We start from the raw sequence: 26433 nt of genomic DNA on the forward strand, positions 1-26433 counted from the left end.
TAGCGTTGGTTCAGCTTGCATCGATGCTGAATATGCCTACGCCATCGCGAGCAGGCTCGCTCCCACAATTGCTTCTAGCTGGCAGTACTGTAGCGCCGCACACCGCTTTCCACGGGGGGTATATGGGCCGCCGTGCTCCCTGACGCCTGGAACAACACCAAGTGTTCAGCCGCTACGCGGATGCCGACGTTGTCCCCCACCAGATGGTCGGCATGGCTCGGGAAAATGGATTCCAGCTGCGCTCCGGTCGGCAATTGCAGGCGATACAGGGTTGAAGCCCCCAGGAACGTCTTGCCGACAATCCTGCCTGTGAGCGGACTGTCCGGTGCGTAGACGATATCGTCCGGGCGCAGCAGCACATCCACCGCACCACCGATGGGCCAGGTGTAGGCCCGATTGCCGCGCAGGATACCCAGCTCGGTTTGCACCGATTCCGGGCTGTCGAGCTGGCCGCGAATGAAGTAACCCTGGCCAATGAAGCTGGCGACAAATGGCGTCAGCGGTTCATGGTACAGATTGTAGGGCGTATCCCACTGTTCCAGCCGACCCTCCTTGAATACCCCGACATGGTCGCTCACCGCGAAGGCTTCTTCCTGATCGTGGGTTACCAGAATCGCGCTGGTGCCGCGGACCTTGAGAATGTCCCGCACTTCATGGCTGAGCTTGCGTCTGAGCTCACCATCGAGATTGGAGAACGGTTCGTCGAGCAGCAGCAATTGCGGTTCCGGCGCCAGGGCGCGAGCCAGGGCCACACGTTGTTGCTGACCCCCGGACAGTTCATGGGGAAAGCGCTTGCCCAGGCTCTTCAGGTTGACCAGCTCCAGCAGTTCCTCGACCACGCGGTCCTTGTCCGGATGCTTGCGAATGCCAAACGCAATGTTCTCCGCCACGCTCAGGTGAGGGAACAGCGCATAGTCCTGAAATACCATGCCGATGCGGCGTTTTTCCGGGGCGAGGGTGAAACCGGCGCGGGAGATGGTTTCCCCCGCCAGCTGGATCTCACCTTCCTGTACCGGTTCGAAACCGGCGATGGCTCGCAGCGTCGTGGTCTTGCCACACCCGGACGAGCCGAGCAGGCAACCGATATCCCCGGCATTGAGGTGCAGGTTGAGGTTCTGGACGACGCGCTGGTTTTGATAACCGCAAGTCAGGTTCTGCAGGTTCAGTAGCAGGGTATGGCTCATGCGTGGTGGTACGCCGGCTCGACCAGAAACTCGAGCAAGGCCTTTTGTGCGTGAAGGCGATTTTCTGCCTGATCCCATGCCACGGAGCGTGGATCGTCCAGCAGGTCGACGCTGATCTCCTCGCCGCGATGGGCCGGCAGGCAGTGCATGAACAGCACGTCAGCGTCCGCCAGGTCGAGCAGGGCGCGGTTGACCTGAAGTGGCGCGAACAGTTTCAGACGCTTGGCGGTTTCTTCTTCCTGGCCCATGGAGGTCCAGACATCAGTGCTCACCAGGTGCGCGCCGGCCACGGCCTGTTTCGGATCACGGACGATGGTCACCCGGCTCCCGGCCTTGGCCACCAGTTCGGCACTGGGGTCGTAGCCTTCCGGGCAGGCGATGCGCAGCTGGAAGTCGAACTGGATCGCGGCTTCTATATAGCTGTTGCACATGTTGTTGCCATCGCCGACCCAGGCCACGGTCTTGCCCTGGATCGAGCCGCGGTGTTCGAGGAACGTCTGCATGTCGGCCAGCAACTGGCAGGGGTGCAAGTCATCGGACAGACCATTGATCACCGGTACGCGCGAGTGCGCCGCAAACTCAGTCAGCGTGCTGTGGGCGAAGGTACGGATCATCACCGCATCAAGCATGCTCGACATGACGATGGCGCAGTCGCCGATCGGTTCGCCCCGGCCCAGCTGGGTGTCGCGGGGCGACAGGAAGATTGCCTGGCCGCCGAGCTGGATCATGCCGGCTTCGAAAGAAATACGGGTGCGGGTCGATGACTTCTCGAAGATCATCCCCAGCACACGGTTTTTCAGGGGCTCGAACAGTACGCCGCGATTACGCAGGTCCTTGAGCTCCACGCCTCGACGGATCACGCCGAGCAACTCGTCGGGCGTGAAATCCATCAGGGAGAGAAAGTGCCTTGCGCTCATGATTGACTACCTTTTGTCACTGATCGCAGATGCTCAAAGCCTTGTTTCATGAAAAAACGGGCGAGACCTGCGGCAAAAGCCGCACGGGGCGACGAAATAGGGGAAGGCGCGATCTTATAAGGAAATGTCGCGTCTTACCAATAGGGCTACAGTTTTAGGGGATTTCAGCGAGGTCATAGCAGGTTGGCGAAGACATGTATGAAGCCGGTTTCCTGACAGCAGCCACCCATTTGTACACCGGCCTTGCGCAGCTTGGCAATCAAACCGGGGCGTTATTGAATGATTTGGCCGGCCTGTTCCTGGGCGTGAATATTTCCTAATGCCAGGGCCTGGGTTATAAATGAACCTCAGACGCAGGAGCCCCGAAATGGATTCGAAAGAGCAACAACTGATGGAACTACTGGGGCTGACAGCGCGCTCCCTGACTCACCTGACCGCCTCGGTGACGTCCATGTCATTCGAGTTGCTGCGCAGCGATGACGAGGTGACCAAGGCAGCAGGCCGACGCATGATCGATCGCATGGCCACCATCAGCAGCGGGCTCGACGAGCATTGGCGATTGATCGGAGAGTTGACGGGCGTGCCCATTGCTCACGAGCAAGTGGAAACCATCGAGGAAATCCAGTTGCTGGCGCCGCCTTCCGAGCAGCCTTGAGCTCACTGCATCGGCGGGCCTGATGCACGGCAATTCACAGGACGAACGTCGCTGGCGCAGGGGGGGATCACGCGCCATAGTTTTGTTCCCGCGGCCGAAAGCGCCCGTTACGAATAAAATAGAGGCTGGCCATGACCAAGACTCTCCACCACCGTGCGTGCCATCTGTGCGAAGCCATCTGTGGCTTGACCCTTGAAACCACCGAGACCGAAGGCCAGGGCCTGGCGATCACCTCGATCAAGGGCGATCCACTGGACAGCTTCAGTCGCGGCCACATCTGCCCCAAGGCGGTAGCGCTGCAGGATATTCAGAACGATCCGGATCGCCTGCGCCAGCCCATGCGGCGGGTCGGTAGCGAGTGGCAGCCTATTGCGTGGGACGATGCCTTCGCGCTGGTGGCCGAACGTCTGGCGGGCATCCAGGAACGCCACGGTCAGAACGCGGTAGCGGTCTACCAGGGCAATCCCAGTGTGCATAACTATGGGCTGATGACCCACAGCAACTATTTTTTGGGCCTGCTGAAGACGCGCAGCCGATTTTCGGCGACTTCGGTGGACCAACTGCCTCACCACCTGACCAGTCACCTGATGTACGGTCACGGCCTGTTGTTGCCGATACCGGACATCGATCACACCGACTTCATGTTGATCCTGGGCGGCAACCCGCTGGCCTCCAATGGCAGCATCATGACCGTGCCGGACGTGGAAAAACGCCTCAAGGCGATCCAGGCCCGTGGCGGTAAAGTGGTGGTGGTCGATCCGCGTCGCAGCGAAACGGCGGCTATTGCCGACCAGCATGTGTTCGTGCGCCCGGGTGGCGATGCCGCTTTGCTGTCTGGTGTGCTCAATACCCTGTTCAGCGAGGGTTTGACCCGTGACAGTCACCTGCCGGTGGATGGCCTGGAAGACGTGCGCCAGGCCGTCGCGACCTTCACGGCTGAAGCGATGAGCCCGCTCTGTGCTGTGCCAGCTACGCAGATTCGGCAGTTGGCCCGGGACTTCGCTGCCGCGCCTTCAGCGGTCTGTTATGGGCGGATGGGCGTCTCGACCCAGGCGTTCGGCACGCTGTGCCACTGGCTGATTCAGCTGATCAACCTGGTGACCGGCAATCTTGACCGGGTCGGTGGGGCCCTGTGTACCGAGCCTGCGGTGGACCTGGTTGCGACCACCTCGGGAGGGCATTTCAATCGCTGGCAAAGCCGGGTGTCCGGGCGTCCCGAGTACGCGGGCGAGTTGCCGGTTTCGGCTCTGGCCGAGGAAATGCTCACCGAGGGCGAAGGCCAGATTCGTGCGCTGGTCACCGTGGCGGGCAACCCGGTGCTGTCCACTCCCAACGGACGGCAACTGGAGCAGGCGCTGGACGGGTTGGAGTTCATGGTCAGCGTCGATCTGTACATCAACGAAACCACGCGCTACGCCGACCTGATCCTGCCATCCACCTCGGCCCTGGAAAACGACCATTACGACACCACGTTCAACCTGTTCGCGGTGCGCAACGTGACCCGTTTCAACCGAGCGATCCTGCCCAAGCCCGAAGGGGCGCTGCACGACTGGGAAATTTTCGTCGGTCTGGCCAAGGCTTTCGCTGCCCGAACCGGCAAGGAACTCAAACCGACCATGCCGCCGGCGCAAATGATCGATTTCGGCCTTCGTGCCGGCGCCTATGGCGACGCCTCGCCGCATAAGCTGTCCCTGGCGACCTTGTTCGACCATCCCCATGGCATCGACCTGGGCGCCCTCAAGCCCAACCTGGCGCCACGCTTGAAAACCGAAAACCAGCGAGTGCAGGCTGCACCGGCGGTCATTCTTGCCGACCTCACGCGCTTTGCCGGGTTGCAGGCACCACAGGCGGATGAGTTGCTGATGATTGGCCGACGTCATGTGCGCAGCAATAACTCCTGGATGCACAATTTCCACCGCCTGGTGAAGGGCAAGCCGCGTCATCAATTGCTGATGCACCCGGAGGATCTGAGCAGTCGCGGGTTGAGCGACGGGCAGCGGGTGAAAGTCAGTTCGCGGGTGGGTATGCTTGAAGTCGAGGTGCAGGGTAGCCTGGACATGATGAAAGGCGTGGTCAGCCTGCCCCACGGTTGGGGCCATGCCCGGCCGGGCGTGCAGATGACCATTGCCAGCGCCCAGCCCGGTTCGAGCGCCAATGACCTGACCGATGACTGTCAGCTGGATGAGTTGTCTGGCAATGCAGCGCTCAATGGGGTTCCGGTGAAGGTGGTGGCTGCGTGAATTTGTCTCTCGGGGAGACCGAGCAGCGTGCTCGGCTTTCCGTTACAATGCGCCACCGTGTCGACAACTGAAGTCGCAAAGTTTAAGCCGAGGTGCTCCGTGGATATCATCGAAACGATTAAAGACCAGATTGCCAACAACACCATCCTGCTTTACATGAAAGGCTCGCCGAATGCGCCACAGTGCGGCTTCTCGGCCAAGGCTGCTCAGGCTGTGATGGCGTGTGGCGAGAAGTTTGCCTACGTGGACATCCTGCAGAACCCGGAAATCCGCGCCAACCTGCCCAAGTACGCCAACTGGCCAACTTTCCCGCAACTGTGGGTGGCCGGTGAGCTGATCGGCGGTAGCGATATCATGACCGAGATGGCGGCCGACGGCTCTTTGCAGGCCACGATCAAGGCTGCTGCCGAAAAAGCGGCTGCGAACAAGACAGAAGCCTGATTCACGGACAAACAATGTGGGAGCGAGCCTGCTCGCGATGAGGGCGTGTCAGTCAACGTGTTGTGACTGATAGACCGCTATCGCGAGCAGGCTCGCTCCCACAAAGGTTTTGCGCTGTGGCCTGGAAATCCAGGCAGTAAAAAGCCCCGCCTCTGGAAAGAGGGCGGGGCTTTTTATTGGCTTGCTTTTGGGGAAGTTACTCTTCGCCCATCTGCGATTGCAGGTAGTTCTCAAGACCCACTTTGTCGATCAGGCCCAGTTGGGTTTCCAGCCAGTCGATGTGTTCTTCCTCGGACTCGAGGATGTCTTCAAGCAGTTCGCGGCTGCCGAAGTCGCCAACGCTCTCGCAATGGGCGATGGCGACTTTCAGGTCGGCGTGGCCGGCACGCTCGATCGTCAGATCGCACTTGAGCATTTCTTGAGTGTGTTCGCCGATGTGCAGCTTGCCCAGGTCCTGGACGTTCGGTAGACCTTCGAGGAACAGGATGCGCTTGATCAGCTTGTCCGCGTGTTTCATCTCGTCGATGGACTCGTGGTACTCGTGCTTGCCCAGCTTGTTCAGGCCCCAATCCTCATACATGCGCGCATGCAGGAAGTATTGGTTGATCGCGACCAGCTCATTGGCGAGGATCTTGTTGAGATGCTGGATGACTGTAACGTCGCCTTTCATGGTGAGGGCCTGCCCTGTAATAGCTGTGTATAGGGCTGAGTTTGAGCCGCGCACTGACGAGTGTCAAACCTAAGTTATTGAATAATAAATGAAAATTAATCGGAATAAGAATGTTTGTGTTCCGCGTCTAGAGGCTAAGCGCTTGATTTAAAGGCATAAAAAAACCGGACATTGAGCCCGGTTCTTCAAGAAGCTGGATTTAAGCGGCAGTAAATTCTACCGGATAGGGAATCGAGGTCTGGGCCGTTTGCATTTTGGCAAGGGTTTCGCGAACCACTTCCTTGGCCAGGCACGCACATTTGCCGCATTGGCTGGCTACGCCGGTGGCTTGGCGGACTTCGCGGTAGCTGCAGCAGCCTTCATAGATCGCTTCGCGGATTTGTCCGTCGGTGACGCCAGTGCAGAGGCAAACATACATAAGTAAGAACCGTCGCTGGTTGTGACTCAATTGAGACGGATCTTAATGTTAACGAGAATGATTGTCAAAGTGGTTTCTGAAACCCTTGGGCCAGAGCTGACGAACGGTTTTTTATCCGGGGCCAATGAGGGGGCATGCCAAGGGAAAGGATTTTTGGACTCGCCGAAAAACCGTTGAAGACAGTCCAAATTCGCGGTGTATGATGATCGGCCCTTGCAAGCGGGTTCGTGTCACAGGGCTGTCGCCTGAGGGTGGCAGGCTGGCCCGGACCTTGTTTTCACGTTATTCACCAGGAGATATCCAATGAGCGTACTCGTAGGCAAACAAGCCCCTGACTTCACCGTCCCGGCCGTGCTCGGCAACGGCGAAATCGTCGACAGCTTCACCCTGTCCTCGGCCATCAAAGGCAAATACGGCCTGGTGTTCTTCTACCCGCTGGACTTCACCTTCGTCTGCCCATCCGAGCTGATCGCGCTGGATCACCGCATGGACGACTTCAAGGCCCGCAACGTTGAAGTGGTTGCCGTTTCGATCGACTCGCACTTCACCCACAACGCCTGGCGCAACACGGCTATCAACGCTGGTGGTATCGGCCAGGTGAAATACACCATGGCTGCCGACATGAAGCACGAAATCGCCAAGGCCTATGACGTTGAGTCCGAAGGCGGCGTGGCCTTCCGTGGCGCGTTCCTGATCGACGACAAGGGCGTTGTCCGTTCGCAGATCATCAACGACCTGCCACTGGGCCGTAACATGGAAGAGCTGATCCGTCTGGTCGACGCGCTGCAATTCCACGAAGAGCACGGCGAAGTGTGCCCAGCCAACTGGAAAAAAGGCGACAAGGGCATGACCGCATCCCCTGAAGGCGTTGCCGCCTACCTGGGCGAGCACAGCGACAAGCTGTAAGCGCAACAGGCACAAAAAAACCGGCCCTCGATGGGCCGGTTTTTTTATGGGGAAGGATTTATCCCAATTGTTTAAAAACACCAGAAACAGCTGTGGGAGCAAAGCTTGCTCGCGATACAGGCGCCTCGGTATCTCTGGGATACCGTGTCGTTTTCATCGCGGGCAAGCCTTGCTCGCACCGTCCTGATGCTTACTCAGCACATCAGTCGTCGAAATCCTGCCAGCCACCCATTTCTTTCCAGCGATTGACGATGCCGCAGAACAGCTCGGCCGTCTTCTCGGTGTCGTAGCGGGCCGAGTGGGCTTCACGGCCATCAAAGTCGATATCGGCTGCCTGGCAGGCCTTGGCCAACACGGTCTGGCCGTATGCCAGGCCGGCAAGCGTCGCGGTGTCGAAGCTGGAAAACGGATGGAACGGGTTGCGCTTCATGTCCAGGCGCGCCACCGCCGCATTGAGAAAGCCCAGGTCGAAGCTGCTGTTGTGGCCGACCAGGATCGCCCGTTTGCAGCCGTTGGCCTTCAAAGCCTTGCGCACGCCTCGGAAAATGTCCGTCAGGGCCGTCTCTTCACTCACCGCCATGCGCAATGGGTGATCAAGCTTGATCCCGGTGAACTCCAGGGCTGCCGCCTCGATGTTGGCGCCTTCGAACGGTTCGACGCGGAAGAAATAGGTGTGATCAGGGAACACAAAACCTTTTTCGTCCATGCCAATGGTGGTCGCAGCGATTTCCAGCAGCGCATCGGTGGCAGAGTTGAAACCGCCGGTTTCTACGTCGACCACGACCGGCAGGTAGCCCCGGAAGCGGGCTGCCATGGGGTGACGGGCAGCGCCCGAACCACCGTTGCCGTCCAGCTCGTCGTCGAAATGATCTTCACTCACACACTTTCCTCCAGCAGGCGCCAGCGCAGTTTTTCACCGGCGCGCAGCGGGATAACAGTCAGCTCGCCAAAAGGCAGGCTGGCGGGGGCGGTCCACTCGTCGCGAACCAGGGTAATACGATCGGTGTTCACCGGCAGGCCATAGAAGCGCGGGCCGTGGAGGCTGGCGAAGCCTTCGAGTTTGTCCAGCGCATTGCGCTGCTCGAACGCCTCGGCATACATCTCGATGGCGGCATAGGCGGTGTAGCAGCCAGCGCAACCGCAGGCCGCTTCCTTGGCGTGCCGGGCATGGGGCGCCGAGTCCGTGCCGAGGAAGAACTTGGCGCTGCCGCTGGTGGCAGCGTCGAGCAAGGCTTCTTGATGGGTGTTGCGCTTGAGGATCGGCAGGCAATAGAAGTGCGGCCGGATCCCGCCCACCAGCATATGGTTGCGGTTGTACAGCAGGTGATGCGCGGTAATGGTCGCGCCAACGTTCGCCGGGGCTTCGTTGACGAACTGCACGGCATCACCGGTGGTGATGTGTTCGAACACCACCTTGAGCGTCGGGAAGCGCTCCACGACACGACGCATGTGCTCATCGATGAAGATTTTTTCGCGGTCGAACACGTCGACGTCGCCACGAGTGACTTCACCGTGGATCAGCAACGGCATCCCGACTTCGGCCATGGCCTCCAGCGCCGGGAAAATCTTGTCGATGCTGGTGACGCCGGAGTCCGAGTTGGTGGTGGCGCCGGCGGGGTACAGCTTGGCGGCATGGACGAAGCCGCTGGCCTTGGCCTCGCGTATTTCTTCGGGCTGCGTACGGTCGGTGAGGTAAAGCACCATCAGCGGTTCGAAACGGCTGCCGGCCGGGCGTGCGGCCAGGATTCGCTGGCGATAGCCGTCGGCCTCGATGGCGTTGCGCACTGGCGGAACCAGGTTCGGCATGATGATTGCGCGCCCGAAGGTGCGCGCGACATCGGCGACGGTATGGGTCAACACAGCACCATCGCGAAGATGAATATGCCAGTCGTCGGGACGCAGCAGGGTCAGGCGGTCGGACATTGGGGGGCTTCCAGGCGGGTCAAACTCTGGGGAATGCTACCGGAAAAGACCGATTCAGGCACCCGCTATCAAGTTCTGGCGCAAGTTACCGATAGCTCCTACAGGTGTGCCACGAATCCGTAAGGCGCCCCGGACAGGCGTCATACTCTCAACGTGTGTCGATCTTTGTATAAAAGCCATTGGAGCCGCCCGTGCGCCAGCGTTATTTAGCCTTGCTCAGTGTGTTTGCCAGCCTTCCCGCCATGGCGCTCACTTTCCAGACCCGTCTGGAGAGCATTGAGTGGACGGTCGAAGGCGACAAGTTCGAGTGCCGGCTGAGTCAGCCGGTCACCGATTTCGGCAGCGGCGAATTCGTGCGCCGGGCCGGCGAGCAGGCGATCTTCCGGCTCAAGTCCCATAACCCGATGCTCGGTGGTGGTTCGGCCATCCTGCTGGCGGCCGCCGCGCCTTGGCAGCCGGGACGGGGCGACATCAACCTGGGCTCGGTCAGGCTCGGCAGCGGCGATGTGCTCTTCAACAGCTCTCAGGTCCAGGCGGGCCGCTTGATCAGCGGGCTGATGGAAGGGCGCAGCCCAGTGGTACGGCGTAACACGGGGGACGGGCGGGTTTCGGAAGTCCGGCTGCTGCCCGTGCGCTTCAACAAGGCCTTCAGTGATTACCAGGGCTGCGTGGCAAAACTGTTGCCGAAGAATTTCGAGCAGGTGAAGCAATCTCAGATCGGCTTTCCCGGCGAAGGCGTTGAGCTCGATGCCCGGGCCAAGGCTCAGTTGCAGGTGATGATCGACTTCATCAAAGCCGACCCGACCGTCAACCATGTCGAACTCGACGGTCACTCCGACAATAGCGGCAATCGATTGACCAATCGTGAGCTGTCTCGTCGCCGTGCCCTGGCGGTCCAGGACTTCTTCAAGGCCAACGGCTTTCAAGAGTCGCAGATCACCGTGCGGTTCCACGGCGAACGTTACCCCCTGGTGCCCAACACCAGTGCCGCCAATCGCGCCAAGAACCGTCGTGTGGCCGTGCGCCTGGAGCGTGTGGCGGTGCCTGAAGCGCCGGCACCGCAGGCTACACCCGCCGCGCCCCCTGCCAAGGCTCCGACGCCGACCGCGACACCGGCCCAGCCCACTGCAGCCACCGCCGCGCGGACATCCTGACCCGTGAGGATCGTCGCGCGCTCCACATAATCTGTCGCTTCGTCGTCATAAGCTGTCGCGCCCCTGTAAATTATCCGCGCTGGACGTTAAACTTCCCGGCTTTCCGTACAACCCGTGGAGTGATGGCATGGCGGACGTAAACAAGGTCGTTCTGGCGTATTCCGGCGGCCTGGACACTTCGGTGATCCTCAAGTGGCTGCAGGACACTTATAACTGTGAAGTGGTGACCTTCACCGCTGACCTGGGGCAGGGCGAAGAAGTCGAGCCTGCACGCGCCAAGGCTCAGGCCATGGGCGTCAAAGAGATCTACATCGATGACCTGCGCGAAGAGTTCGTCCGTGACTTCGTGTTCCCGATGTTCCGCGCCAACACTGTTTACGAAGGCGAGTACCTGCTGGGTACCTCCATCGCCCGTCCGTTGATCGCCAAGCGCCTGATCGAAATCGCCAACGAAACCGGTGCCGACGCCATTTCCCACGGTGCCACCGGCAAGGGCAACGATCAGGTGCGTTTCGAACTCGGTGCCTATGCCCTCAAGCCCGGCGTGAAAGTCATCGCGCCGTGGCGCGAGTGGGACTTGCTGTCCCGTGAAAAGCTGATGGACTACGCCGAGAAGCACGCCATCCCGATCGAACGCCACGGTAAGAAGAAATCCCCGTACTCGATGGATGCCAACCTGCTGCACATCTCCTATGAAGGCGGCGTGCTGGAAGACACCTGGACCGAGCACGAAGAAGACATGTGGCGCTGGACCGTCTCCCCGGAGAAGGCTCCTGACACCCCGCAATACCTGGAGCTGACCTATCGCAACGGCGATATCGTCGCGCTGGACGGCGTGGAAATGAGCCCGGCCACCGTGCTGGCGACCCTGAACCGTATCGGTGGCGAACACGGCATCGGTCGTCTGGACATCGTCGAGAACCGTTATGTCGGCATGAAGTCCCGCGGCTGCTACGAGACCCCGGGCGGCACCATCATGCTGCGTGCTCACCGCGCGATCGAGTCGATCACCCTGGACCGCGAAGTGGCTCACCTCAAAGACGAGTTGATGCCCAAGTACGCCAGCCTGATCTACACCGGTTACTGGTGGAGTCCGGAGCGCCTGATGCTGCAACAGATGATCGATGCCTCCCAGGTCAACGTGAATGGCGTCGTGCGCCTGAAACTGTACAAGGGCAATGTCATCGTCACTGGGCGCAAGTCTGACGACTCCCTGTTCGATGCCAACATCGCGACTTTCGAAGAGGACGGCGGCGCTTACAACCAGGCCGACGCTGCTGGCTTCATCAAGCTCAACGCCCTGCGCATGCGCATCGCGGCGAACAAGGGTCGCAAGCTGTTCTGATCCTGGCTCCATGAAAACGGCCTGCCATGTGCAGGCCGTTTTTTTTGGGGGACCCTTTCCCCTGTGCTGCTCGTTCGTTGTGGCGCTGTTTTGCGCGTTTGGATCGATCGGCCTCGGCCAGGCCTTCCGGTGCCCGGGGGATAACCAAAATGAACAGTCGTCGCTGTTTTTTCTGTGGATGAACAGTGATCAGCCATCCTTTGCCCTTGGGCGCCCGGCGGGAAAACCGTGCGCGCCGACAGCTCGAATCATCCATGATTTTCATGAAGTGTTTGCTCTTGCGAAAATCCGAGGGCGAATATAACGAGCGATAGTTAAAGTTCAGGGTGATAAAAAAAAGAAATAATAGATAGAACGGAAAGCTGATCAGAAACCAAAGATAGTATTCACGGTCCTGATCGTCGAGGAAAGGCAGGGAGATGGCTGCCGAAGTCTCGGACAAAGTTGCGAATATAGCGATTAGCGTCATGGGGTTGGTGATGATTTTCGAAGGTTTGTTCATGGTGGATGCTCATAACATATTCAGGCTCGGTGATTGCATTAGGAAGGTGTGAGTAATTGATGAGTTCGCGGTTAAGGTATTGATCGTGGTGTTTCCTCATGAATAGGATTGAATAAATTTCGCTTATTCCTTATGTGAATTCAATTTTATTTAAATAAAACCTTTGTGGTTGTGTTGGTAAATAATTCAGTTACTTTTTATGAGGCGAGTGTTTTTTTGCTATTGGGGGACGGGGTGGATGCAGAAAAAAGCGCTTGTTTAGAGGGGCGCGGATCCCCTGATGCATCCATTTGCCTCTGTAAACAAATTTATGGCGCATTATTTCCAAGGGGATTTGTAGGATTTTTCTGTATCGCTTGTAGGTTGCGTCTCTCGGTGCGAGCGGTCAGGGGGGGCGGCATGCCAAGGTAGAATTGACTAGGCTATTGTGCGTGCTCTAAAAATTCGAACAGCGAAGTTGGATTTGCCCATGAATAAAGTGCTGATCGTGGATGATCATCCCGTCATTCGTCTTGCTGTACGTTTGCTAATGGAGCGTCATGGATATGAAGTTATTGCCGAAACCGATAATGGCGTCGATGCGTTGCAACTTTCCCGTGAACTTATGCCTGATATCGTTATTCTGGATATCGGCATTCCGAAACTGGATGGACTGGAGGTCATCGCACGCCTGACCGCCAACCCTTCACCTTTGAAAGTTCTGGTGCTGACTTCCCAGGCACCTGGGCATTTTTCGATGCGCTGCATGCAGACGGGGGCAGCCGGTTATGTGTGCAAGCAGCAGGACCTCACCGAGTTACTCAGTGCAATCAAGGCGGTGCTGTCGGGGTACAGTTATTTCCCCAATCAGGCGCTGCATACGGTGCGTTCGAGTCTGGGTAACGCAAGCGAGTCCGATATGGTCGATCGACTGTCCGGGCGAGAGATGATGGTCTTGCAGCAACTGGCTCGCGGAAAGACCAACAAGGAAATTGCCGATGGGATGTTCTTGAGCAACAAGACCGTCAGTACATACAAGACACGCTTGTTGTTGAAGCTCAATGCCCGCTCGCTGGTTGATCTGATCGAACTGGCGCAGCGTAACGGGTTAGTGTGAGTTTTTCCGGCCGCGCGTACTCAGTAAAAAGCCTCCATTCGGGAGGCTTTTACGTGTCAGAGGTCAAAGTCGTAATCGGCCAGTTGTTTCTGCAAGCGGCGCTCTTCCAGCAGATTATCAATCGTGCGACGTTTGCTCAGATTGGTTTTCGCTGTTTCGACGACCACAGGTTCCACATCGTCGGCCTCAACGGCGATGAAATCGTCTTCTACATCCAGTTGTTCTTTGTCAGCACTCATGGGATCGACTCCAGGCTTAAACTGCCATTGGCGCTCCTTATATCGATAAACCACGGGCGGGTAAAAAAGATTTTTTCAATCGACAAATCAATAAAAGCAATAGCGCCTCAATCGTCGGAGGTCTTGTGCTTGTATTCGCATAAGTCCTCGATCCGGCAGCTGCCACAGCGGGGCTTGCGCGCCAGGCAGACGTAACGTCCGTGAAGGATGAGCCAGTGATGGGAATCGAGTAGAAATTCCTTGGGTACGAATTTCATCAGCTTTTTCTCCACCTCCACCACGTTTTTGCCCGGCGCCAGCCCGGTGCGGTTGCTGACGCGGAAAATGTGAGTGTCGACGGCCATGGTCAGTTGGCGAAATGCGGTGTTGAGCACCACATTGGCGGTTTTGCGACCGACCCCTGGAAGCGCTTCCAGCGCTTCGCGAGTCTGTGGGACTTCGCCGTTGTGGCGCTCGATCAGCAGGCGGCATGTCTCGATCACGTTTTTTGCCTTGCTGTTGAACAGGCCGATGGTCTTGATGTACTCGGACAGCCCTTCGACACCCAGCGCGTGAATCGCCTGCGGCGTGTTGGCCACCGGGAACAGCTTGGCCGTGGCCTTGTTGACGCCGACGTCGGTGGATTGGGCCGACAGAATCACCGCGATCAACAGTTCGAACGGCGAGCTGTAGGCCAGTTCGGTCTTCGGTTCCGGGTTGTCTTCGTGCAAGCGACGGAATATTTCCAGGCGTTTTGCGGCGTTCATGGGCGCGGCGTTTCCTCGATCGTTGAAGGGGGGCTGGCGCCCGTCCAGGCCTGGTGCGCTGCCAGCAACAGACCGAGCAGAATAAACCCGCCAGGGGCGAGCAAGGCCAGTGATATTGCGTTGCCAATCAGCTCGCGCAGGGCGCCCAAGCCGATCATCAGCAGGCCGAACACGCCTGCCAGCCTGAGATGTTCGGGCAGGCGTGAGCCGACGAAGATGTCGTCATGCTCCAGCGCCACGCAGCTCAAAGCGATCCAGCCAATGTAAAGGCTCAGCGGCTGATACATTTCCAGCATCCAGGCCTGCGCCACCAGGCCTGCGCAAGCCGTCAGGGTGGCGGCCAGCACAATGGAGGCGAGCAGTCGCTGAGGCGCTGTCAGGTGGGACCGTACCAGCCCCATGGCCAAGCCATGGCCGGCACTGATCAGTACCCAGGCCAGCCATAAGCCCAGCGCGTTTGCCAGCGAATCGCTGGCGCCGACCAAGGGCACGAGCAGCAGGCCGCGGGTCAGGAGCAATGGCTTATTCATCAATGATCACTCCGGTCAGTTGAGCCTGATGCTCGTCGAAGTAACGCAGTGCATCGTGAACAGCCTGCAGGACTGATCGGGACGTGACGGTCGCGCCGGCCAGTTGATCGAACTGCCCCTGATCCTTTTTCAACGCCCAGCCGCTGTCGGTGGGAGCCTGGAGCGACTTACCGTTGAAGGATTGCAGCCAGGGATTTGGCCAGTCAGCGATGGCCGCGCCCAGGCCGGGCGTTTCCGACTGGCGCAGGGTTTTCACGCCCAGCAACCGCCCTTGCGGGTCGATAGCGACCAGCAGTTGGATGCTGCCTTCATAGCCCAGGGCCTGACTGCGTAACAACACTGCGCTGGGCAGGCCGGCGCGAGTGGCCAGGTATCCGCCCAGCAGCGTGCTATGGGCCAAGGTCACCGGGGTCGTTACGACAGGTTGTGCCAACGGCTGATTGTCGTATCGGTCGGTCGGCAGCACGTCGAGCAAGGTTCGGTTCGCAAGGTCTTGTTGCTGACCCTTGATGCGCCCTGCGGTGCTGAGCTGAGTCAGGTAAGTGGCCCCAATGCCGAGACCGATCAGCAAAGCCAGGATGGCAACGCCACGGTAGTTTTTCATAGGGGCTGCGGCCTGTGTCGCGCCTCGGCGAAGCGCTCCAGTGCGGGCACGCCGAGGTTCATCAGCAGCACCGCAAACGCCACGCCGTCCGGGTAACCACCCCAAGTCCGGATCAGGTAAGTCAGCAGTCCCACGCCTGCGCCAAACAGCAGGCGAGCGAGGGGCGCTTTGGCGCCCGAGACCGGTTCGGTCACGATAAAAAACGCACCGAGCAGGGTCGCACCCGTGAGCAGATGAAACAACGGCGAGCCATTGGAGTCGGAGCCCGATCCGTTCCAGCACAACAAGCTGATGATGAACAGGCCGGCGAGCATGCCCACCGGCGCGTGCCAGCTGAACACCCGTTGGTGCAGCAGGAACAGTCCTCCGGCCAGAAACGCCAGGTTGACCCACTCGACGCCGCGCCCACCCCAGCGTCCGAACGCCGGGTTGGCGGCGAACAGCTCATCGATGGTCAGGCTTTTGTTGATTCGCAGGCTGTCCAGGGCCGTTGCTGCTGCCCATCCATCAGGCCCAGGGTGAACCGCGAACACCTGTTGCAGGCCGTCGGACAGGCTCATGCCGTGAAGTGCCGGCCATTGATTGAGTTGCTGGGGAAACGCGATCAGCACCAGGGCGTAGCCGAGCATCGCCGGGTTGAACGGGTTATTGCCGACGCCGCCCCACAGGTGCTTGCCGAACAGCAAGGCGCAAGCCGTGGCTGTGACGGTCAGCCACCAGGGGCAATAGGCCGGCAAGGCCAGCGCCAACAGCGTGGCGCTTACCAGCGCGCTGCCATCGTTGAGTGCCGGTTTGAGCGGTCGGCGCCGTAAGCGCAGCGCCAGTGCTTCGACGGCCAGTGCGCTAAGGCCCGCCAGCAACAGGTTGAACACCACGCCCCAGCCATAAAACCACGTCAACGCCAGAATGCCGGGCAGTGTCGCCAGTAGCACCCGCAGCATCGCCTGCCGCAGCCGTTCGTCCATGGGCTCAGGGAGCGACATGAGCATCCACCTGGCGTTCGGCGTCTTTCACCGCTTGCTCCAGGGGCTCTATTTGTTCATCCGACGCCCCTGCGGCCCTGGCCTTGCTGAGTTCGGCGCGACGCATGGCCAATTGGATCTTGGCCCGTTTCAGCTCGGCACTTTGAGGGGGGGCGGGGGTTGAAACAGTGGGCTGGACCGTCCCTTCCAATTGCGTCAAGGTTTGTTGCGCCGCTTCGAACTGGCGCTGTAGCACGATCAATTGCGACTGTTGTTCGAAGGTCGGCGGGTGGCCGAATGCTTTCAAGGATTTGTTCAACTGCGCCCGGCTCATGGCCAGGTCGACCTTGGCTTTTTTCAAGGCCGCATCGGCGTTGGCGGCTTTTTGCGCCCGTACCCGCTCCAGTGCCGCTTGCACGGGGTCGACGGACTGGGTTTGGGGCTGTGAGGCGCGCTGTGTACGGGCCAGACGCTCGGCGAGACGCTGCTCCTCTTCGCGGCGCAGACGTGCGTTGCGCTGTTCGAAGCGCCGCCGGGCATGGTCGCGCTTGGCGGTGCGCGCTTGCTGCTCTTCGACGCTGAAGGCCAAGCCACCGACCACCGGCACCACGGTTGCCGTGGGCAATGGGTGCATTTCGATGCAGTCGACCGGGCAGGGCGCCACGCATAGATCGCAGCCTGTGCATTCGTCGACCAGGACGGTGTGCATCAACTTCGCCGCACCGACAATCGCGTCTACCGGGCAGGCCTGGATGCACTTGGTGCAGCCGATGCATTCGGCTTCGCGAATAAAGGCGATCTGCGCCGGGGCTGAACCACGGCTGGTATCGAGCTCAAGCACAGGCACTTTCATCAGCTCGGCCAAGGCGGCGATGGTTTCACGGCCACCGGGCGGACACTTGTTGATCGGTTCGCCCTGGGCGATGCCTTCGGCGTAGGGCTTGCACCCGGGGTGGCCGCACTTGCCGCATTGGGTCTGCGGCAGCAGGGCGTCGATACGTTGAATCAGACTCATGCTTTGACCAGCCCGCGCAATCCAAGAAATGCCACCGCCATGAGCCCTGCGCCGATCAACTGGATCGGCAGACCACGAAAGGGTCTGGGGATATCGTTATCGAAGGTGCGCTGACGCAAATCATCGAACAGGCTCAACACCAGCCAGAAACCCAGGCCGGCGCCCAGGCTCGCGGCGACGGTGAGGCCCAGGCCGTGGTCATTCCGGCTGTTGATCAGCGTGATGCCCAGTATGCCGGCATTGCCCAGCAGCAGTGGCCACAAACCATCGAACGGCAGCGTCGGCAGCCAGCGCCCCAGCCAGTGCAGCAACGGTGCAATCAGCAACACACTCAAGGACAGCCATGCCAACAGGCGCAGCGAGGTCAGATTGGCCGGAACCAGCAGCCAGCGATCGATCAGATAACCCAAGGTGCCGACCATCAGCATCAGGCATGTCGTCGCCAGGCCCAGGGCGTGGACTTGCCTTCTTCCATTGGCCGCCAGCAGCGGATTGACGCCCAGCGGCCAATGCAACACAAGGTTGTTGATCAGGGCGGCGCTGAACAGTGTAAGAACGATTTCGGTCATGGGCGTGCTGGAACGAGAACCTGTCGTTAGAGGTTAGGCATTATCCGGCACACCGTCAGGGTGGGCCAGATATGAAAATCCCACAGTCGCCTGCCGGCGACTGTGGGATCGGTACCGCGCGTGGTCGCGTTATTTGATCCGCTGACCCGGCTTGGCGCCGCTATCGGGGCTCAGCAGGTAGATTTCTTCACCGCCGGGACCTGCCGCCATCACCATGCCTTCGGAGATGCCGAAACGCATTTTGCGCGGCTTGAGGTTGGCGATCATCATCGTCAGCCGGCCTTCGAGCTTGGCCGGGTCCGGATAGGCGCTCTTGATGCCGGAGAACACGTTGCGCTGCTCATCACCGATGTCCAGCGTCAGGCGCAGTAGCTTGTCGGCGCCTTCCACGGCTTCAGCCTTGACGATCAGGGCTACGCGCAGGTCGATGGCGGCAAAGGCGTCGAAATCGATCTCCGGCGACAACGGGTCCTTGGTCAGCTCGCCATTGCCGGCCGGGGCACCGGTGTCGGTCTGGCTGGCGGCCAGGTCTTCTTTCGAGGCGTCGGTCATGGCTTGCACCTTGGTGGCGTCGATGCGAGTCATCAGCGGCTTGAACTCGTTCAGTTGATGGTTGCTCAGCAGCGTCTGGTGATCGTCCCAGGTCAGCGGTGCGACGTTCAGGAAAGCTTCGGCATCGGCGGCCAGCAACGGCAGCACCGGCTTGAGGAAGATCACCAGTTGGCGGAACAGATTGATACCCAGGGCGCAGATCGCCTGGACTTCGTCCTGCTTGCCTTCCTGTTTGTTCAGTGACCACGGCGCCTTGTCGGCGATCCAGGCATTGGCGCGGTCGGCCAGGGCCATGATCTCGCGCATCGCCCGGGCAAAGTCACGGGCCTCGTAGGCTTCGGCGATGCTCGGGGCCGCCGCCAGAAAGGCCTCGGTCAGCTCCGGCGCGGCGTTACCGGCTACCAGTACACCGGCGTTGCCTTTGTGGATGAAGCCGGCGCAACGGCTGGCGATGTTGACTACCTTGCCCACCAGGTCGGAGTTGACCTTCTGCACGAAGTCTTCAAGGTTCAGGTCCAGGTCGTCCACGCCACGGCCGAGCTTGGCCGCGTAGTAGTAGCGCAGGTATTCCGGCGACAGATGGTCCAGGTAGGTCCGGGCCTTGATGAAGGTGCCGCGGGACTTGGACATTTTCTGTCCGTTGACGGTCAGGTAGCCGTGGACGTTGATACCGGTCGGTTTACGGAAACCGGCGCCTTCGAGCATGGCGGGCCAGAACAGCGCGTGGAAGTTCACGATGTCCTTGCCGATGAAGTGATACACCTCGGCCGTGGAGTCCTTGCCCCAGAACGCGTCGAAGTCCAGCTCCGGCGTGCGGTCGCAAAGGTTCTTGAAACTCGCCATGTAGCCGATGGGCGCGTCCAGCCATACGTAGAAATACTTGCCGGGCTCGCCGGGGATTTCGAAGCCGAAGTACGGCGCATCGCGGGAAATGTCCCACTCTTGCAGGCCGGAGTCGAGCCATTCGGCGAGCTTATTGGCCACCGCGTCGTGCAACGTGCCGCTGCGGGTCCAGGTTTGCAGCATCTCTTGGAAGTCCGGCAGCTTGAAGAAGAAGTGCTGGGAGTCCTTGAGCACTGGCGTCGCCCCGGAAATCGCCGATTTCGGGTCCTTCAGGTCGGTCGGTGCGTAGGTGGCGCCGCATTTTTCGCAGTTATCGCCGTACTGGTCCTCGGTGCCACATTTCGGGCAAGTGCCTTTGATGAAGCGGTCGGCCAGGAACATTTTCTTTTCCGGGTCGAAATACTGGGTGATCGAACGGGTCGCGATGTGCCCGGCGTCACGCAGCTTCAGGTAGATCTGGCTCGACAGCTCACGGTTTTCTTCGGCGTGAGTGGAGTGGAAGTTGTCGAAGTCCACCAGGAAATCGGCAAAGTCGGCGCTGTGTTCGGCCTGGACGTTGGCGATCAGTTGCTCCGGGGTGATGCCTTCCTTTTCCGCGCGCAGCATGATGGCCGAACCGTGGGCGTCGTCGGCGCAGACATAGATGCACTGGTTGCCGCGATGTTTCTGGAAGCGCGTCCACATATCGGTCTGGATGTATTCCAGCATATGGCCGAGGTGAATCGAACCATTGGCATAGGGCAGGGCGCTGGTGACGAGGATCTTGCGTGGCTCGGACATGGGGCTCGGCTACTTGATGAAACGGAGGTCGGCCACTATAAAGCGCTGGGAAATATATTTCACCCCACTGGCCTGTTTCCGGATGCATTGCTGGGGGCGGTATGGACACAACCTGTGGCGAGGGGATTTATCCCCGCTGGACTGCGCAGCAGTCCAAAATAGAGCACTCTGACACACTGTAGCAGCAGGTTTTAGGGCCGCTGCGCGCCCTAACGGGGATAAATCCCCTCGCCACAAAGGTGTTCGCGCGACAGTAATCAAGTCGCCACGCGGCAGCGTGGGGCGTAGGATAGCGGCCTGTTTTTCAAGTCTTGCTATCGGAGTTGCCCATGAGCGCCGTCAATCGCGCAGCGGTGGAAGCCGTTCTTCGCCAGTACACCGACCCTTACCTGAATCAGGACCCGGTCAGCGCCGGATGCGTGCGCACCATCGACATCCAGGGCGATCGCGTCAGCGTCCAGCTGGAAATCGGCTACGCCGCCGATCTGTTCAAGAGCGGTTGGGCGCAAATGCTGCAAATGGCGATCGAGTCCCTGGACGGTGTAGCCAGCGCCAAAGTCGACGTCACCAGCGTGATCGCTGCCCACAAGGCCCAGGCGCAAGTGCCGGGGCTGGCGAACGTCAAGAACGTGATCGCCGTGGCCTCGGGCAAGGGCGGCGTGGGTAAGTCCACCACCGCCGCCAACCTGGCCCTGGCCCTGGCCCGTGAAGGCGCGAAGGTCGGGATTCTCGACGCGGACATATACGGCCCGAGTCAGGGCATCATGTTCGGCGTTGCCGAGGGCACCCGGCCGCAGGTCAAGGACCAGAAATGGTTCGTTCCGATCCAGTCCCATGGCGTGGAAGTCATGTCCATGGCCTTCCTGACCGATGACAACACGCCGATGGTCTGGCGCGGGCCGATGGTTTCCGGCGCCTTGCTGCAACTGGTGACGCAGACCGCCTGGGGCGATCTGGATTACCTGGTGATCGACATGCCGCCAGGCACCGGGGATATCCAACTGACCCTGGCGCAGAAAGTCCCGGTGGCCGGTGCGGTGATCGTCACCACGCCGCAGGATCTGGCCCTGCTGGACGCCCGCAAGGGTGTGGAGATGTTCCGCAAAGTGAACATCCCGGTACTGGGTGTGGTGGAAAACATGGCCGTGCACATCTGCTCGAACTGCGGACATGCCGAGCATCTGTTCGGTGAAGGCGGCGGAGAAAAACTGGCGAGCCAGTACGGCGTCGAACTGCTGGCCTCGCTGCCGCTGTCGATGCTGATTCGCGAGCAGGCTGACGGCGGCAAACCCACGGTCATTGCCGAGCCGGACAGCCAGATCGCCATGGTCTATCAGGAACTGGCTCGCCACGTCGGCGCGCGGATCGTGCTGCAAGAGGCTGCGTCACCGGCGATGCCGAACATCACCATGAGCGACGATTGAATAAGCCGTAACACAATCCATTGTGGGAGCGAGCCTGCTCGCGATAGCGGTGTATCAGTCACATCAAAGTTGACTGACCCGGCGCCATCGCGAGCAGGCTCGCTCCCACAGTGGTTGTGTGCAGGTTTTTAGATCCGCAACCCGCCATCCATCTCCAGGATCCGGCCGGTGTAATAGTCGTTCTCGAAGATGTACGCCGCCGAATGGGCGATCTCCTCGGGTTTGCCCATGCGCTTGAGCGGGATGCCAGAGGTCATTTTTTCCAGGGCTTCGGGTTTCATGCCCAGGGTCATTTCGGTTTCGATGAAGCCCGGCGCGATGCCGGCGACACGGATACCGTAGCGTGCCAGCTCTTTGGCCCAGGTCACGGTGGCGGCCGCCACGCCGGCCTTGGCCGCCGAATAGTTGGTCTGGCCGACGTTGCCGGCGCGCGAGATCGACGAAATGTTGATGATCGCGCCGCTGTTCTTCAGCTCGACCATTTTCGCTGCCACTTCGCGGGTACACAGGAAGACACCCGTTAGGTTGACGTCAATCACCGCCTGCCACTGGGCCAGGCTCATTTTGCTCATTTCGCCGTCCTTGACCTTGAGCAGCAAGCCGTCGCGCAGGATCCCGGCGTTGTTGATCAAGCCGTGGATCGCGCCGAAGTCCTCGGCGACCCGGGCGACCATGTCGCTCACTTGCTCCTCATTGGCGACGTTGCACAGATAAGCCCGGGCCTCGACACCCTTGGCCACGCAGGCGGCAACCGCCTGGTCGAGTTTTTCCTGATTGAGGTCCACCAGGGCGAGCTTGGCGCCTTTGCCGGCGAAATACTCGGCCATGGAGCGGCCCAGACCCTGGCAACCGCCGGTGATAATGATTACTTTGTCGGTGAGTTGCATTGGCATGTCCAGATTGCAGAGCGGTTGGAGGATGTCCTTTTACTGGCCTCTCGATCTGCGACGGCGTAGCCCGGTTGCACACGAGAACTGCCTAAAGGCGCGCTGGTACTTTGCTCCAGTCGCCTGACCGTTTCCAGACGGATTTGATCAAAGGAGTCATAAATTGAGCGTTGAAGCTGCCAAGCATGCACGAGAATTGCTGCTCAAGGAATACCGTGGAGTGCTCTCCACCCATTCCAAATCCATGCCCGGTTTCCCGTTCGGCTCCGTGGTGCCATATTGCCTGGACGACCAAGGCCGTCCACTGATCCTGATCAGCCGTATCGCCCAACACACCCACAACCTGCAAAAAGACCCCAAGTGTTCAATGCTCGTAGGTGAGCGGGGGGCCGAGGATGTGCAGGCCGTAGGGCGCCTGACTTATCTGGCCGAGGCGCGCAAGCTGGAAGACAACCTCGCCATCGACGCCGCCGCTGAGCGTTACTACCGTTATTTCCCGGAGTCGCAGAACTACCACAAGGCCCATGACTTCGATTTCTGGGTGCTCAACCCGGTGCGTCATCGTTACATCGGTGGCTTTGGGGCCATTCACTGGATCGACCAGATCACCCTGGCCAACCCCTTCGCCGGCAAGGCCGAAGCCAGCATGATCGACCACATGAATGCCGACCATGCCAAGGCCATCGCGCATTACGTCGAGCTGGCCGGTCTGCCCGCCACCGAACCTGCGCAACTGGCCGGTATCGACAGCGAAGGCATGCACTTGCGGATCGGTCAGGCCCTTTACTGGCTGGCGTTTCCAGCGCCTTGCAATACGCCGACACAAGTGCGCGAAGCCTTGGTTTATCTGGCTCAAGCCGAGCAATGGCCAAAAAATGCTGAGGCTGACGCTTGAATTCACGAAAGGGCGACGTCATTTAGGGTTTGATAGCAAGGCATTCTTGCGTTGAGGAACCTTTTGATGCGCCCTTTTTTGTTGCTCTTTCTGCTGTTCCCGGTGTTGGAGCTGTTCGTATTCGTCAAGGTCAGCGGGGCGATCGGGTTTTTCCCGGCGCTGCTGCTGGTCATTCTCGGCTCGATGCTCGGCGTGTTCGTGCTGCGCATCGCCGGCCTCGCCACGGCTCTGCGTGCCCGTGAAAGCCTGAACCGTGGCGAGCTGCCTGCCCAGACCATGCTCGAAGGCCTGATGCTGGCCTTGGGTGGCGGTCTGTTGATCCTGCCTGGCTTCATCAGCGATGTGCTGGGCCTGGTCATGCTGCTGCCGTTCACCCGTCGGTTGCTGGCCAATAAAATGCGCCAGCGTGCCGAAGAACAGGCGATTCGCCAGCGAGCCTTCGCCGACGACCTTCAGCCCCGTGGCGGGCCGCCTCCACGAGAACCTGTGGGCCGCGAACCGGATGTGATCGAAGGCGAGTTCGAGCACCGCGATACCAAGTAAAACCAGCGACACGGCACCTTCGGGTGCCGTGTTCGTTTTCGGCTTCGTGAAGTAAAAAATTTTCTACCCGACCCTTGAAATCGGCTTGTACGCCCTTATGTATGGGTCACCGCAAGGTTTCCGGTGGCGACACTGGACAGACTTCCGCGGTTCGCTTGACGAACCGCATCCGGCTCCGCCGGCTTTTGTTAAACCCGCCGGGACTACACCGGCCGATGAAAACCAAAATTAGGAGAGATCGACAATGAAGCTTCGTCCTCTGCATGACCGCGTCGTCATCCGTCGCAGCGAAGAAGAGAAGAAAACCGCTGGCGGTATCGTCCTGCCAGGTTCGGCTGCTGAAAAAGCCAACCACGGTGAAGTTCTCGCTGTAGGCCCAGGCAAGGCTCTGGAAAACGGTGAAGTACGTGCGCTGGCCGTGAAAGTGGGTGACAAGGTTGTGTTCGGCCCTTACTCCGGCAGCAACACAGTGAAAGTCGACGGCGAAGACCTGCTGGTGATGAGCGAGAACGAAATCCTCGCTGTCCTGGAAGACTGATTCCCCCGCTCATTTTCCCGTTACTACAAAGTATTTAAGGAATATCGATCATGGCTGCTAAAGAAGTTAAATTCGGCGATTCCGCCCGCAAGAAAATGCTCGCCGGTGTCAACGTCCTGGCTGACGCAGTAAAAGCGACCCTGGGCCCTAAAGGCCGTAACGTGATCATCGAGAAGAGCTTCGGCGCTCCGACCATCACCAAGGACGGCGTTTCCGTAGCCAAGGAAATCGAGCTCAAAGACCGCTTTGAAAACATGGGCGCGCAACTGGTCAAAGACGTTGCCTCCCGTGCCAACGATGATGCTGGTGACGGCACCACCACCGCGACCGTACTGGCTCAATCGATCGTCAACGAAGGCCTCAAGGCTGTCGCTGCCGGCATGAACCCGATGGACCTCAAGCGCGGCATCGACAAGGCGACCATCGCCATCGTCAAAGAGCTTAAAGCCCTGTCCAAGCCATGCGCTGATACCAAGGCTATCGCTCAGGTCGGCACCATCTCGGCCAACTCCGACAACTCCATCGGCGACATCATTGCCGAAGCCATGGAAAAAGTCGGTAAAGAAGGCGTGATCACCGTTGAAGAAGGCTCGGGCCTGGAAAACGAACTGTCGGTTGTTGAAGGCATGCAGTTCGACCGTGGCTACCTGTCGCCGTACTTCGTCAACAAGCCGGACACCATGGTTGCCGAGCTTGAGAGCCCGCTGATCCTGCTGGTCGACAAGAAAATCTCCAACATCCGCGAAATGCTGCCTGTGCTGGAAGCCGTTGCCAAAGCCGGCCGCCCACTGCTGATCGTGGCTGAAGACGTTGAAGGCGAAGCCCTGGCGACTCTGGTTGTGAACAACATGCGCGGTATCGTTAAAGTCGCTGCCGTCAAGGCACCTGGCTTCGGCGACCGTCGCAAGGCCATGCTGCAGGACATCGCCGTACTGACCGGCGGTACCGTTATCTCCGAAGAGATCGGCCTGAGCCTGGAAAGCACCACCCTGGAGCACCTGGGTAACGCCAAGCGCGTGATCCTGTCCAAGGAAAACACCACCGTGATCGACGGTGCTGGCGTCGAGGCTGATATCCAGGCTCGCGTTACTCAGATCCGCGCACAAGTGGCCGACACTTCGTCCGACTACGACCGTGAAAAACTGCAAGAGCGTCTGGCCAAGCTGTCGGGCGGCGTTGCAGTGATCAAGGTTGGCGCCGGTTCCGAAGTTGAAATGAAAGAGAAGAAAGCCCGCGTTGAAGACGCCCTGCACGCAACCCGCGCAGCCGTCGAAGAAGGCGTGGTACCTGGCGGCGGCGTGGCACTGGTTCGTGCCCTGCAGGCCATCAGCGAGCTCAAAGGCGACAACGATGACCAGAACGTGGGCATCCAGTTGCTGCGTCGCGCTGTTGAAGCACCGCTGCGCCAGATCGTTGCCAACTCCGGCGACGAGCCAAGCGTTGTGGTCGACAAGGTCAAGCAGGGTTCGGGTAACTACGGTTACAACGCTGCGACCGGCGAATACGGCGACATGATCGAAATGGGTATCCTGGACCCAGCCAAAGTGACTCGTTCGGCTCTGCAAGCGGCTTCGTCGATTGCCAGCCTGATGATCACCACCGAGGCGATGATCGCTGAAATCAAGGAAGACGCTCCAGCTGGCGGCGGTATGCCAGACATGGGCGGCATGGGTGGCATGGGCGGCATGATGTAAGCCAGCCTTACCCCTGTACTGAAAAACCCCGTCTGCGAAAGCAGGCGGGGTTTTTTAATGCCTCGGGTTTACCCCGCTCATTGAATTTGCACCAATCCCTGTGGGAGCGAGCCTGCTCGCGATAGCGGTGTAACAGTCACCCTCAATGTTGCTGATCCGAC

General features: G+C 59.7%; 29 protein-coding genes. 13 read left to right on the plus strand and 16 right to left on the minus strand.

What is annotated here, in order from left to right; translation table 11 throughout:
* Window positions 1–74: 74 nt before the first annotated feature.
* A complete protein-coding gene (locus HQ912_RS07345; protein ID WP_047227025.1) occupies window positions 75–1184 on the minus strand; it encodes an ABC transporter ATP-binding protein in 1110 nt (369 codons plus the stop codon).
* On the minus strand, window positions 1181–2101 hold the full coding sequence (gene argF / locus HQ912_RS07350; protein WP_047227024.1) for an ornithine carbamoyltransferase: 921 nt from the start codon (window positions 2099–2101) through the stop codon (window positions 1181–1183). Before argF ends, HQ912_RS07345 begins: the two co-directional genes overlap by 4 nt.
* Before the next feature lie 194 nt (window positions 2102–2295).
* Here argF and HQ912_RS27740 point away from each other — a divergent pair, with 194 nt between their 5' ends.
* From HQ912_RS27740 to grxD, 4 genes are all read left to right on the plus strand, one after another.
* Window positions 2296–2421: a hypothetical protein gene (locus tag HQ912_RS27740; protein ID WP_257220644.1), complete on the plus strand. Its 126-nt coding sequence runs from the start codon at window positions 2296–2298 to the stop codon at window positions 2419–2421.
* Between the two features lie 47 nt (window positions 2422–2468).
* Window positions 2469–2756: a hypothetical protein gene (locus HQ912_RS07355; RefSeq protein ID WP_047227023.1), complete on the plus strand. Its 288-nt coding sequence runs from the start codon at window positions 2469–2471 to the stop codon at window positions 2754–2756.
* A gap of 131 nt (window positions 2757–2887) precedes the next feature.
* Window positions 2888–4996 (plus strand): molybdopterin oxidoreductase family protein, encoded by a 2109-nt coding sequence (locus HQ912_RS07360; RefSeq protein ID WP_076383710.1) that lies wholly within the window; start codon window positions 2888–2890, stop codon window positions 4994–4996.
* Between the two features lie 99 nt (window positions 4997–5095).
* Complete coding sequence (gene grxD, locus HQ912_RS07365; protein WP_047227021.1) at window positions 5096–5437, plus strand: Grx4 family monothiol glutaredoxin; 342 nt, start codon at window positions 5096–5098, stop codon at window positions 5435–5437.
* Window positions 5438–5633: 196 nt separating this feature from the next.
* Here the strand turns inward: grxD and bfr are convergent, their stop codons facing one another.
* Window positions 5634–6107 carry a bacterioferritin gene (gene bfr / locus HQ912_RS07370; protein WP_047227020.1) on the minus strand — a complete coding sequence of 158 codons (474 nt, stop codon included), beginning with the start codon at window positions 6105–6107 and terminating at the stop codon, window positions 5634–5636.
* Window positions 6108–6306: 199 nt separating this feature from the next.
* Window positions 6307–6525: a bacterioferritin-associated ferredoxin gene (locus tag HQ912_RS07375; protein WP_173406631.1), complete on the minus strand. Its 219-nt coding sequence runs from the start codon at window positions 6523–6525 to the stop codon at window positions 6307–6309.
* A gap of 303 nt (window positions 6526–6828) precedes the next feature.
* On the opposite strand from HQ912_RS07375, the gene HQ912_RS07380 reads away from it, so the two are divergent.
* Complete coding sequence (locus HQ912_RS07380; RefSeq protein WP_047227018.1) at window positions 6829–7431, plus strand: peroxiredoxin; 603 nt, start codon at window positions 6829–6831, stop codon at window positions 7429–7431.
* Between the two features lie 202 nt (window positions 7432–7633).
* Here the strand turns inward: HQ912_RS07380 and rnt are convergent, their stop codons facing one another.
* Both rnt and pyrC read right to left on the minus strand, forming a co-directional pair.
* Window positions 7634–8311, minus strand: coding sequence for a ribonuclease T (gene rnt, locus HQ912_RS07385; RefSeq protein WP_047227017.1), 678 nt, complete (start codon window positions 8309–8311; stop codon window positions 7634–7636).
* Window positions 8308–9354 carry a dihydroorotase gene (pyrC, locus tag HQ912_RS07390; protein ID WP_047227016.1) on the minus strand — a complete coding sequence of 349 codons (1047 nt, stop codon included), beginning with the start codon at window positions 9352–9354 and terminating at the stop codon, window positions 8308–8310. The genes rnt and pyrC overlap by 4 nt, the downstream gene beginning before the upstream one ends.
* A gap of 191 nt (window positions 9355–9545) precedes the next feature.
* On the opposite strand from pyrC, the gene HQ912_RS07395 reads away from it, so the two are divergent.
* Together HQ912_RS07395 and HQ912_RS07400 are read left to right on the plus strand one after the other, a co-directional pair.
* A complete protein-coding gene (locus HQ912_RS07395) occupies window positions 9546–10508 on the plus strand; it encodes a flagellar protein MotY (protein WP_047227015.1) in 963 nt (320 codons plus the stop codon).
* Window positions 10509–10635: 127 nt separating this feature from the next.
* The gene (locus HQ912_RS07400; RefSeq protein ID WP_024779511.1) at window positions 10636–11853 is read left to right on the plus strand and encodes an argininosuccinate synthase; all 1218 of its coding nucleotides are present in this window, start codon (window positions 10636–10638) and stop codon (window positions 11851–11853) included.
* Here HQ912_RS07400 and HQ912_RS27745 read toward each other — a convergent pair.
* Entirely contained in the window at window positions 11801–12355 is a 555-nt protein-coding gene (locus HQ912_RS27745) for a hypothetical protein (RefSeq protein ID WP_240539595.1), read from the minus strand. The two genes, HQ912_RS07400 and HQ912_RS27745, sit on opposite strands and share 53 nt — an antisense overlap.
* 469 nt (window positions 12356–12824) lie before the next feature.
* On the opposite strand from HQ912_RS27745, the gene HQ912_RS07410 reads away from it, so the two are divergent.
* Window positions 12825–13451, plus strand: a complete 627-nt coding sequence (locus HQ912_RS07410; protein ID WP_047227014.1) for a response regulator transcription factor — start codon at window positions 12825–12827, stop codon at window positions 13449–13451.
* Window positions 13452–13507: 56 nt separating this feature from the next.
* Here HQ912_RS07410 and HQ912_RS07415 read toward each other — a convergent pair whose 3' ends face one another.
* The 8 genes from HQ912_RS07415 to metG all read right to left on the minus strand — a co-directional run bounded on the left by HQ912_RS07415 (window position 13508) and on the right by metG (window position 20291).
* On the minus strand, window positions 13508–13690 hold the full coding sequence (locus HQ912_RS07415) for a PA3496 family putative envelope integrity protein (RefSeq protein WP_047227013.1): 183 nt from the start codon (window positions 13688–13690) through the stop codon (window positions 13508–13510).
* A gap of 107 nt (window positions 13691–13797) precedes the next feature.
* Window positions 13798–14436, minus strand: a complete 639-nt coding sequence (gene nth / locus HQ912_RS07420; protein ID WP_047227012.1) for an endonuclease III — start codon at window positions 14434–14436, stop codon at window positions 13798–13800.
* Window positions 14433–14966, minus strand: a complete 534-nt coding sequence (locus HQ912_RS07425; RefSeq protein ID WP_047227011.1) for an Rnf-Nqr domain containing protein — start codon at window positions 14964–14966, stop codon at window positions 14433–14435. Before HQ912_RS07425 ends, nth begins: the two co-directional genes overlap by 4 nt.
* Window positions 14959–15570: an RnfABCDGE type electron transport complex subunit G gene (locus HQ912_RS07430; RefSeq protein ID WP_173406632.1), complete on the minus strand. Its 612-nt coding sequence runs from the start codon at window positions 15568–15570 to the stop codon at window positions 14959–14961. The genes HQ912_RS07425 and HQ912_RS07430 overlap by 8 nt, the downstream gene beginning before the upstream one ends.
* Complete coding sequence (locus HQ912_RS07435; protein ID WP_173406633.1) at window positions 15567–16553, minus strand: RnfABCDGE type electron transport complex subunit D; 987 nt, start codon at window positions 16551–16553, stop codon at window positions 15567–15569. Before HQ912_RS07435 ends, HQ912_RS07430 begins: the two co-directional genes overlap by 4 nt.
* The gene (rsxB, locus tag HQ912_RS07440; protein WP_076383712.1) at window positions 16540–17547 is read right to left on the minus strand and encodes an electron transport complex subunit RsxB; all 1008 of its coding nucleotides are present in this window, start codon (window positions 17545–17547) and stop codon (window positions 16540–16542) included. The genes HQ912_RS07435 and rsxB overlap by 14 nt, the downstream gene beginning before the upstream one ends.
* Window positions 17544–18116, minus strand: a complete 573-nt coding sequence (locus HQ912_RS07445) for an Rnf-Nqr domain containing protein (protein ID WP_076383713.1) — start codon at window positions 18114–18116, stop codon at window positions 17544–17546. Before HQ912_RS07445 ends, rsxB begins: the two co-directional genes overlap by 4 nt.
* Before the next feature lie 129 nt (window positions 18117–18245).
* Window positions 18246–20291, minus strand: coding sequence for a methionine--tRNA ligase (metG, locus tag HQ912_RS07450; protein ID WP_047227006.1), 2046 nt, complete (start codon window positions 20289–20291; stop codon window positions 18246–18248).
* Window positions 20292–20620: 329 nt separating this feature from the next.
* On the opposite strand from metG, the gene apbC reads away from it, so the two are divergent.
* Window positions 20621–21715 carry an iron-sulfur cluster carrier protein ApbC gene (gene apbC, locus HQ912_RS07455; protein WP_047227005.1) on the plus strand — a complete coding sequence of 365 codons (1095 nt, stop codon included), beginning with the start codon at window positions 20621–20623 and terminating at the stop codon, window positions 21713–21715.
* A gap of 128 nt (window positions 21716–21843) precedes the next feature.
* On the opposite strand, the gene HQ912_RS07460 is transcribed toward apbC, so the two are convergent.
* The gene (locus HQ912_RS07460; RefSeq protein WP_047227004.1) at window positions 21844–22602 is read right to left on the minus strand and encodes an SDR family oxidoreductase; all 759 of its coding nucleotides are present in this window, start codon (window positions 22600–22602) and stop codon (window positions 21844–21846) included.
* Between the two features lie 163 nt (window positions 22603–22765).
* On the opposite strand from HQ912_RS07460, the gene HQ912_RS07465 reads away from it, so the two are divergent.
* From HQ912_RS07465 to groL, 4 genes are all read left to right on the plus strand, one after another.
* Entirely contained in the window at window positions 22766–23497 is a 732-nt protein-coding gene (locus tag HQ912_RS07465) for a HugZ family protein (protein WP_047227003.1), read from the plus strand.
* Window positions 23498–23563: 66 nt separating this feature from the next.
* Complete coding sequence (locus tag HQ912_RS07470; RefSeq protein WP_047227002.1) at window positions 23564–24040, plus strand: FxsA family protein; 477 nt, start codon at window positions 23564–23566, stop codon at window positions 24038–24040.
* Between the two features lie 244 nt (window positions 24041–24284).
* Window positions 24285–24578: a co-chaperone GroES gene (locus tag HQ912_RS07475; RefSeq protein ID WP_047227001.1), complete on the plus strand. Its 294-nt coding sequence runs from the start codon at window positions 24285–24287 to the stop codon at window positions 24576–24578.
* Window positions 24579–24628: 50 nt separating this feature from the next.
* Window positions 24629–26272 carry a chaperonin GroEL gene (gene groL / locus HQ912_RS07480; protein WP_047227000.1) on the plus strand — a complete coding sequence of 548 codons (1644 nt, stop codon included), beginning with the start codon at window positions 24629–24631 and terminating at the stop codon, window positions 26270–26272.
* The last annotated feature ends 161 nt before the right edge of the window (window positions 26273–26433 follow it).

This window comes from Pseudomonas sp. MPDS (genome assembly GCF_013283895.1).
GTDB classification, from domain to species: Bacteria; Pseudomonadota; Gammaproteobacteria; order Pseudomonadales; family Pseudomonadaceae; genus Aquipseudomonas; species Aquipseudomonas rhizophila.